The sequence below is a fragment of the Streptomyces sp. NPDC054863 genome (genome assembly GCF_053610825.1).
Genome location: NZ_JBSGZD010000344.1, coordinates 1 through 7,903, shown reverse-complemented (window position 1 = coordinate 7,903; position 7,903 = coordinate 1). Strand labels below are relative to the sequence as shown.

General features: G+C 68.8%; 6 protein-coding genes. 4 read left to right on the top strand and 2 right to left on the bottom strand.

Features of this window, described 5'->3' with window-relative positions:
* Nucleotides 1-61: 61 nt before the first annotated feature.
* Complete coding sequence (locus ACWGIG_RS34520; protein ID WP_453325647.1) at nt 62-277, bottom strand: MbtH family protein; 216 nt, start codon at nt 275-277, stop codon at nt 62-64.
* A gap of 116 nt (nt 278-393) precedes the next feature.
* The gene (locus ACWGIG_RS34515; protein ID WP_453325646.1) at nt 394-1,248 is read right to left on the bottom strand and encodes an ArsR/SmtB family transcription factor; all 855 of its coding nucleotides are present in this window, start codon (nt 1,246-1,248) and stop codon (nt 394-396) included.
* Nucleotides 1,249-2,134: 886 nt separating this feature from the next.
* Here ACWGIG_RS34515 and ACWGIG_RS34510 point away from each other — a divergent pair.
* From ACWGIG_RS34510 to ACWGIG_RS34495, 4 genes are all read left to right on the top strand, one after another.
* The gene (locus ACWGIG_RS34510) at nt 2,135-3,073 is read left to right on the top strand and encodes a methyltransferase (protein ID WP_453325645.1); all 939 of its coding nucleotides are present in this window, start codon (nt 2,135-2,137) and stop codon (nt 3,071-3,073) included.
* Nucleotides 3,074-3,131: 58 nt separating this feature from the next.
* The gene (locus ACWGIG_RS34505; protein ID WP_453325644.1) at nt 3,132-4,286 is read left to right on the top strand and encodes a tryptophan 2,3-dioxygenase family protein; all 1,155 of its coding nucleotides are present in this window, start codon (nt 3,132-3,134) and stop codon (nt 4,284-4,286) included.
* A 308-nt stretch (nt 4,287-4,594) separates the two neighbouring features.
* A complete protein-coding gene (locus tag ACWGIG_RS34500) occupies nt 4,595-5,353 on the top strand; it encodes an ABC transporter ATP-binding protein (RefSeq protein ID WP_453325643.1) in 759 nt (252 codons plus the stop codon).
* A partial coding sequence (locus ACWGIG_RS34495; protein ID WP_453325642.1) for an FtsX-like permease family protein occupies nt 5,350-7,903 on the top strand: 2,554 nt, incomplete at its 3' end. The genes ACWGIG_RS34500 and ACWGIG_RS34495, both read left to right, overlap by 4 nt.

Here is a 7,903-nt window from a genome sequence, read left to right as displayed (position 1 = left end):
GCCCGAAGGCACTTCGCGTTATCAAGCGGTCACTGCGGGACCGCAGTTCGAAGGACCGGGACTAGCTCCGGTCCATAGCCTCGGCGAGGCTCCTGGGCCGCATGTCGGTCCAGTTCGCCTCGACGTGGTCGAGCGCCGACTGCCGGTCGGTCTCGGGCAGGACGACCGTCCAGCCCGCGGGCACCTCGGCGAAGGCGGGCCAAAGAGAGTGCTGGTCCTCGTCGTTGGCCAGCACGAGGTAGGTGCCGTCCGGGTTCTCAAAAGGGTTGGTGCTCATCGCTTTCCCTTCGTGGGGTGTGGTCGGCCCGCGAGTTCGGCCGCCGGCGACGCCGGGGACCCTCGTTCGGATCGTGCGGGGCTCGCGGGCCCGGGAGCCTCAGGCGTGCGTCGCGTTCACGACGCCGTGGTCGAACGCCGCTGTCGCAGCAGTGCCACGCCGAGCGGCGTCAGCGAGTGCAGCGCCGTGTTGCGCTTGCGGGCCGTCGTGACCAGTCCTGCCTTGCGCAGAACGGTGGCGTGCTTGCTGGCGCCGGCCAGCGAGATGTTCAGCCGCTGCGAGAGCTCACCCGTGGTGCAGCTCTCCGAGAGCGTCTGGAGCGCGGCGGCGCGCGTGTGCCCGACCAGGGCGCTCAGCGCCTGCTCGCCACCCCCGCGGTGACCCCAGAACTCGGTCTCGGTCGCCGTGTCCACGGGGACCGAGAAGACCAGGATGGGGACCTTGATCTCCTGGACGTCGTCCAGGATGACGCATGCCTTGCCGGCCATGAACAGCGACGGGCAGAGCACCAGCCCCCGCCCGTTGAGGTACACGTCGCGGTCCGACTCTCCTGCCACCTCCAGGACCGGGGGCTTCCAGTTCAGCTTCGGGTGGAGGTTGTCCAGTAGTGCGTGCATGCCGTTGGCGATGCCGATCCGGCCGCAGGCGTCGCGCACCGATGCCATGTGGCCGCGCATCTGACGCCAGTGCGGCAACACGGCAACCTGGCAGAACTCGAACATGGTCGCCTGCACCCGCTGGCGGGTCCGTTCGTCGATCCCGACGTCGGAGCTGCCGCCCGAGTGGAGCCTGAGCAGCGGCAGGAGTTCGCGCGCGCTGTACCGGTCGGCGAGTTGCTCGACCTCGGCGACCCGGGGGCCGAGCTGTTCCCGGACGCTTTTGCGCCAGCCGTGGAAGGTGGCGCTGCCCTGTCTGCCGAATTGCTCCAGCGCGAATGCGCTTTCGGCTACCGGGCCTAATGTAGAAATCATGTTTAATTGCGCGAGATCGTCAACTGTGAAGTGAATCCTCAAATCGCCGTCCCCCATACATCAATGCTGGTGAAGCCCGTACCTCGGCGCGCCATCACGATCCGTCGGGCTACGGCACGCGCCCGACGGTCGAAAGTGTGCGGGGAATGACTTGAGACATACCACACAGTGGTCCCGTCCCAGGCCGTCCGAGCTGGCCCTCACCAGTGGTCCCAGTGACCGTTACGGAGCAGAACGATAAGGCGACGGTGGCGACGGGGAGGATCGCGGTAACGTAACAATGATCACGTCGCTCAAGTATTGACAAGCGACAGCTCGACTCGGCAGAGTTCATTACTTTTACGCAGTCCGGGGTAGACGCGACCGAGGAGCAGGTGAACCGCACCGGTCCCACTGTCCTACCCATCAGTAGGTACGGCTACCCGTGGACAGGGCCCGTGGCGCGTACGTCTTCGCCCGGATGAACACCAGGAAGATTCCCCGCGACCGCCACCTGCGCACTCCGCCGCCCGGCCCGCGGCCTCACTGTTTTCCGCAGCAGGAAAAAGCCTCCCGCGGGACGGGTGTTTTCGTGCAGGGGTGGTATGCCGACGCCGGTCCGCGGGAATCCCGCACTGCTCCTTGAACGACAAGGCAACTTCCTTGAGCGCGCTCGTGGATCGCTCGTAGCTTCATCTCGCGGAAATCAAAAGGCTGTACTTCCCAGCCGTGGCCGAGTGTTCCCGACCGACTTCGCGTCGCTCTCCTCTGCGACTCGGAAAACGGGCGCAAACCGGTTCATGCCACGACTGTGTGACCGCCCGCGGAGACGATGTGGAGACTAGTGATGCTGCCCAGCGCGTTGGAAAAAGCGGTCTACGGCGTGTATGCGACAACCGCGGTTCACTTGGCGGACAAACACGGTGTTTTCGGGTACCTGATCGCCGAAGAGGCACCCACCAGCAAGATCGCCGTCGGGCTCGGGCTGGATGAGGAGACCCTCGACCGGCTGCTGGTCCTCCTCGACTCCTTCGGCGTCATCGAGCAGAACGAGCACGGTGCGTACCGCATTTCTGCGGAGATGGCGCCCTTCCTCGACCCCAGGAGCGCACGCTCCGTCGGCGGCTTCCTCAGCCACGTCATGAACAGCACCCTCGACCGGCTGCCGCAGCTCGACGGCTATCTGACGGCCGGCAAGTCGGCCGTGGACGCCGCCCTGCCCGCTCCGTTCGACGTCATGTACGGGACTCCGAAGCTCACCGAGGAGTTCCTGGCGGCCATGTGGCAGCTCACCTACGACGTCTCCCGCGAGCTGGTGCCCATGGCCGGGCTGTCCGGGGTCCGGCACCTGGTGGACGTCGGCGGCGCGAGCGGACCGTTCTGCGTGGCCGCCCTGGAGGCCACCCCCGGCCTGCGCGCCACGGTGTACGAGCTGCCCGAGGTCGCTCCGTACGTCGCCGAAACCGTCGAGCGGTACGGCCTGGAGGGCAGGCTCGACTTCGCCGCGGGCGACTTCCACCGCGACGAGTTCCCGTCGACCGACTGCGTCGCGTTCGGCTACATCCTCTCCGGCTGGACCGACGAGATCGGCCTGGAGCTGCTGCGCAAGGCGTACCGCGCGATCGCCCCCGGCGGCCGGGTCCTGGTCATGGACCGGCTGTTCGACGACGACCGCCGAGGGCCGCTGCCCACCGCGGTGATGAACCTGTCGATGCATGTCGAGGCCAAGGGCAGGCACCGGACCTCGGCGGAGTTCATCGGCCTGCTGGAGAGCGCCGGGTTCGTCGACTGCGAGGTGCACCGGTCCACGCAGGACAAGCAGCTGGTCATCGGTCTCAAGAGATGAAACGTCGTGCCGCGGGCCGGGAGCGGCCCGTGGTCCTGAGCGCATCGCTGGAGGACAAATGAAAACCGCACCGGCGTCCTTGCAATTTCAGGGACGATGCGACGAGATCGCACAGCTTCAAGAGCGGGCGGGCCGCCAGGCACTGAGCGCGGAAGAGCGTTCCCTGCTGGCCAAGCTCTACGAAGAGGCCTACGCCGAGCAGCGAGCCGCGAGCGAGGTGATGCGGCTGCTCACCCGGTCGTTCAGCCGGGAACCCATCCCCGAGTACTACCGCTACTCCAACCTGCACGTGCACTCGTGGTTCCTCGACCTGTACCCGACCGAGCCCGTGGCCGGCGCGGTGCTGGCCCTGGAGGCGACGCTGGCCGACCTGGACGCGGTCGAGCGGCGCGCGGCTCCGCTGCTGACCGAGGCCGACCACACCGAGGAGCGGTTACGCAGGCTGGACGTGCTGCGCGAGCAGGTCAGGCAGCTTCCGGTGGAGACCGGCGGCAGCGCGACGGCGGCCGGGATCATCGACCGGGCGCGCGACGACGGCCTGGCGCGCTGGCAGGCGCTCGTGCTGACCCGCTGCTCCGGCTTCCGCGTCTCGGACGACCACCACGAGCACCTCTTCCTGCGTGCGGTGCAGGCCTGCGAACTGGCCTTCTACCTGATCCGCTACTTCACGGTGAAGGCGAGGACGGCGATCGGGCGCGGCGACGGCCAGGCGCACGCGCTGATGGCGCAACTGGTCCACTACGCGGAACTGCCCAACCACATCTTCCACGTGCTGCAGACGCTCACCCCCGACCTGTTCCTGTCGTTCCGGGACGCCACCGGGGAGGCCAGCGCCGTCCAGTCGCTGAACTACCACATGATGGAACTGGTGATGTACGGGTACGACGCGCGCAAGGTCGAGGCGTACTCGAAGTTCGGGCACCTGCACGAGCTGACCGTGCCACCGCTGCGGTCGGTGCGGCCACTGCGCGACGCGGTGAGCGAGGCGGACGACCCGGAGCTGACCGAGGCGCTCGCCCTGGTCGAACGCACGCTCCTGACCTGGCGCGGCAGGCACTACGGATTCGGCCGCCGCTACCTGCCGGGGGTGAAGGGGTCGGGCGGCACGGAAGGTGCCGGATACCTGAGGCGGTTCGTCCACAAGGACAACTTGGTTCCTGAACCCATTACCACCGCGCCGGGACTCGACCTGCTCGGGTTCGCGTTCCGCTGATCAAGGTCGTTGCACCGCAGGGCCGGGGCCCGAAAGAAGAGGGCCCCGGCCTCGGTGAATCCCGGGAATTTCGTCCGGGCGGTGAATCCCGCGTTATCCCTTGACCCGCACATTGAGGCGGAAGGGTTATTTCGGACAACGGTGATCGAACGGCTTTCCTAATCATGGATCATGTCACCGTGAATTCCCGAAGAATGCCGTGACCCGTATGCGTGAATTCGCGATGATCCGCTCAAGGTGATTCTGATTGCTGCCTTGATCGCGGGAAGCGTGGCGGGGTGCGGCGTGGGCTCGGTAGTCTGCCCCGCATGAAACATTCTGAGAGGCGCGTTACACCGGCCGACTGGTCGATCCGCTTAGACTCCGTGTCAAAAGTGTACGGCTCGGCCAAGAGCCCGGTGCAAGCGCTGGATGCCGTGAGCATCGAACTGTGTCGCGGCACCTTCACTGCCGTAATGGGACCTTCCGGTTCCGGAAAGAGCACCTTTCTTAACTGCGCGGCCGGTTTGGACCAGCCGACCTCGGGTTCCGTCTGGCTGGGCGACGTCGAACTGTCGCGTCTCAACCAGGTCGAGCTCACCGAGGTGCGACGCGAGCGGATCGGCTTCGTCTTCCAGGCCTACAACCTGCTGGGCTCGCTGACGGTCGAGGAGAACGTCACGCTGCCGCTGCGGCTGGCGGACCGCAAGACCGACCAGGCGTTCCTGCGCCAGGTCCTCACCGCGGTCGGCCTCGGCGAACACTTCAAACGGCGGCCGAGCGAACTCTCCGGCGGTCAGCAGCAGCGGGTCGCGATCGCCCGCGCGCTGATCACCCGCCCGGACGCGGTGGTCGCGGACGAGCCGACCGGCGCCCTGGACTCCCGTTCCAGCAAGCAGGTGCTGGAGCTGCTGCGAGACGTCGTGGACACCATGGGACAGACGGTGCTGATGGTCACCCACGACCCGGTCGCCGCCTCGTACGCCGACTCCGTCGTGTTCCTGGCCGACGGCAGACTCGCGGGCGAACTGGCCCGGCCCACTTCGGAGCAGGTCGCGTCCCGCATGACGCACCTGGGCGAGTGGTGATCCGCCGCATCCGGCGGCTCATCCGCCTCGTAGTGCCGTACCGCAGGGACCTGTCGCTGGCGTGGAGCACGATCAAGGGGCGCAAGGGCGGTTTCGTCGGCTCGTTCGTCGCGATCGCCGCGGGCTCCGCGGTGATCACCGCCTGCGGGATCCTGCTGGTGTCCGGGCTCGGCACCGGCGTGACCCCCGAGCGCTACTCGGGCGCGGCCGTGGTCCTCGGCGGGGAGCAGTCCTTCTGGCTGGACGAGACCGCCGAGGTCCGCTACAGCGAGCGCGTCACACTGCCCGCCGACAAGGTCGCCGCCGTCGCCAAGGTGCCCGGTGTCAGATCCGCCGTCGGCGACGTCAACATCGAGGTCAGCGTGCTGACTTCGGACGGCGAAGCGGTGGGCAGCCCGGACGGCTTCCCGGTGTTCGGGCACGGCTGGTCCGCCGCGGCGCTCGGGCCGTTCACCGTGCGCGAGGGCCGCGCGCCCGCCAAGCCCGACGAAGTCGTGCTCGACGCCGACCTCGCCGCGCGCGCCGGCGTCTCGCCCGGCTCGACGGTGCGGCTCGTGGCCGGCTCGATCGGGTCTCCCTACCGCGTGGTGGGCACCGTGGCCCCGCCGGGGGACGGTCTTGACCGGCAGTCCGCGCTGTTCTTCACCGACGCCCGGGCGACCGAACTGACCGGCCGTCCCGACCGGGTGGACGCGATCGGTGTGCTCGCCGCGCCGGGCATCGCCCCCGAGCAACTGGCCGAGAAGATCACGGCCGCCGTGCCGGGCCTGACGCCCCACACCGGCGCGGAACGCGGCGACGTGGAGTTCCTGGACGTGGGCGACGCCCGCAGCCTGGTGGTCGAGTCGTCGGCGTCGTTCGGCGGCACCATGGTGCTGATCGTGGTGTTCGTGGTGGTGAGCACCCTCGCGCTGTCGGTGCAGCAGCGCAGGCGCGAACTGGCCCTGCTGCGCGCCATCGGCGCGACGCCCAAACAGATCCACTGGATGATCGGCGCCGAGATGACCCTGGTGTCGTTGGCGGGCGCACTGGCCGGCGCGATCCCCGGCATCCTGCTCGCGTTCCTGATGCGCGGCGTGTTCATCCTGGCGGGCGCGATGCCCGCGGACTTCCAGATGAGCGTGGGGATCCTGCCCGTACTCGCCTCGCTGGTGCTGTGCATGACCAGCGCCCGGCTCGGCGGCTGGCTGGTGGCGCGCCGGGTGGCGAAGACCAGCCCGGTCGAGGCGCTCGGGGACGCCGCGATCGAGCCCAAGAAGCTCGGCTGGGTCCGGCTGGCCATCGGCGTCCTGCTCATCCCGCTCGGGCTGCTGCTGACCCTGGGCAATCCGCTGGTGGTGCCGGGCGACTCGGCCGCCGACACCGCGGCGAGCGCGGTCCTGCTGTTCGTCGTGGCGGTCGGCTGTCTGGGACCCGTGCTGCTCAGAGGCGCCATCCTGCTGGCCGGACCGCTCCTGAACCGGCAGGACAAGGCCTACGGCTTCCTCGCCCAGGCCAACGCGCGGGCCAACTCGCGGCGGCTCAGTTCGGCCGCCACACCGCTGGCCATGGGCGTGACCCTGGCCGCCGTGCAGGTGTTCGGCGCCTCCACGTCGATCGCGGCGTCGGAGGACCAGCTCTGGGACGGCCTGCGGGCCGACCACGTACTGACCGCGTCGTCGGGCGCCGGAGTGTCGCCCGAGGTCGTGGACGCCGTGCGCGGCGTGCCCGGGGTTGCCCTGGCGACACCGGTGGCGCGGATGCAGGTGCTGCTGACGTTCCCGTCCGAGGACTCCACCGCGACCAAGGTCTTCGACGCCCAGGGCGTCGCGCCCCAGCGGCTCTCCGAGACCATGGACCTCAAGGTGATCGAGGGCGACATCGCGGCACTGCGGGGCGGGGCGACGGTGGCACTGAGCCGGGTCGTCGCGGAGACCGTCAGGACGAAGCGCGGCGAGACGGTCGACCTGCGGCTCGGCGACGGCACGGTGATCAAGCCAAGGGTGGTGGCGATCTACGAGAACGGCCTGGGTTTCGGGGACGTCACCCTGGCCAACGACTTCGTCGTCGCGCACACCACCGCGCGGACCGACTCGGCGGTGCTGATCAGGTCCGCGCCCGGGGCCGGCCCCGAGGCCGTCACCGACGCGCTGCGCAAGGCCGTCGAGCGCTATCCGACGGTACAGGTGAGCGACCGGGAGGCGTTCCTGGACGCACCCGGGGCCGGAGGCTCGGGCGGTTCGGGCGACTGGGCGCTCAACCTCCTGTTCCAGACCCTGCTGCTGGGCTACATCGCCATCGCCGTGGTGAACACCCTGGTGATGTCGACGGCGGCGCGGGTCCGCGAGTTCGCCATGCTGCAACTCATCGGCGCCAGCCGGGACCAGGTCCGCGCGATGACGAACGGCGAGGCCAGGATCGTGGTCTTCTCGGCGCTCGTGTTCGGTCTGCTGGCGACGATCCCGCCGCTGATCGGCATGAGCATCGCGCTGACGAAATCGCCCGAGCCCACCATTTCCCCCGTCGGCCTCGTCGCGATCGTGGCGGTCACCGTCGGACTCTCCTGGGGGG

Bases quoted from the DNA above. Each gene is read 5' to 3' on its own strand.
- ACWGIG_RS34520 (WP_453325647.1), bottom strand. From the start codon at position 277: ATGAGCACCAACCCTTTTGAGAACCCGGACGGCACCTACCTCGTGCTG.
- ACWGIG_RS34515 (WP_453325646.1), bottom strand. From the start codon at position 1,248: ATGATTTCTACATTAGGCCCGGTAGCCGAAAGCGCATTCGCGCTGGAG.
- ACWGIG_RS34500 (WP_453325643.1), top strand. From the start codon at position 4,595: ATGAAACATTCTGAGAGGCGCGTTACACCGGCCGACTGGTCGATCCGC.
- ACWGIG_RS34505 (WP_453325644.1), top strand. From the start codon at position 3,132: ATGAAAACCGCACCGGCGTCCTTGCAATTTCAGGGACGATGCGACGAG.